This window comes from Ligilactobacillus acidipiscis DSM 15836, assembly GCF_001435755.1.
Lineage (GTDB): Bacteria > Bacillota > Bacilli > Lactobacillales > Lactobacillaceae > Ligilactobacillus > Ligilactobacillus acidipiscis.
The window spans coordinates 1-870 of record NZ_AZFI01000312.1; the positions used below are offsets into that span (position 1 = coordinate 1).

1 pseudogene is annotated in these 870 nt (G+C 36.1%); it reads right to left on the reverse strand.

The window, feature by feature from the left end:
• Nucleotides 1-678, reverse strand: a pseudogene (locus tag FC65_RS10865) (solute carrier family 23 protein); the annotation flags it as partial.
• Nucleotides 679-870: the final 192 nt, after the last annotated feature.

The window sequence follows — 870 nt, forward strand, 5'->3', positions numbered from 1 at the left end:
ATTTCTAACTTAATTTTACAAACGACGACTAGTAAAATAACTGTGATTAAAACTCCGATGACAGCTAGGATGATCTCAGGATTATTAAAATTACTCAAAGAAGGAACGATTCCACCACCAGAAACAACACTTGAAATGCCATGAGAAAAATGTTCCTGTTCGGCTGAAAACGGCTTATTATTAACGCTTAAAATATCAGCTGCACCAGTTTTAAACTGTAAGAATCCAGCATTTTTAAGTCCAATATAAGCAATGAAACAACCGATCCCACCACTAATAGCGACTTGTAAATTAACTGGAATGGCGGAAATCAACATTTTCCGGATCTTGGTTACAGTAATTATGATATTGACCAAACCACAGAAAAAAACAAGCGCTAATGCTTCTTGCCAACGAAAACCTAGACTCATAACAACAGTATATGTAAAGAATGCATTCAAACCAATGCCGGGTGCTAAGGCATAAGGAACGTTTGCAAAAAAGTCCCATGATCAAAGTCCCCACGACTGAAGCAATAATCGTGGCCAAAAACGCTGCCTGGCCAGGGATCCCCGCCTCATTTAAAACACCTGGAATAACAAAAAGAGCATATGACAAAGCAAAAAAAGTAGTTAATCCAGCGCTGATCTCGGTACCGACATTAGTCCCCGATTTTTTTAGATGAAAAAAATTATCCAAAATGTATTCCTCCTGTATCACGAACTATAAATTAGTACATCAAGTTTATAGTTCGCTTTTGTGATAATTGTAATTGTATCACTTTTTTCAAAAATCTCCATCAATATTTGTAATTGTTTCAGAAAAAAAATATAAAGCCCGGTTTATAATCCAAGTGCAACGCCTGATTTACAATTCAAGTGCAACACAAAT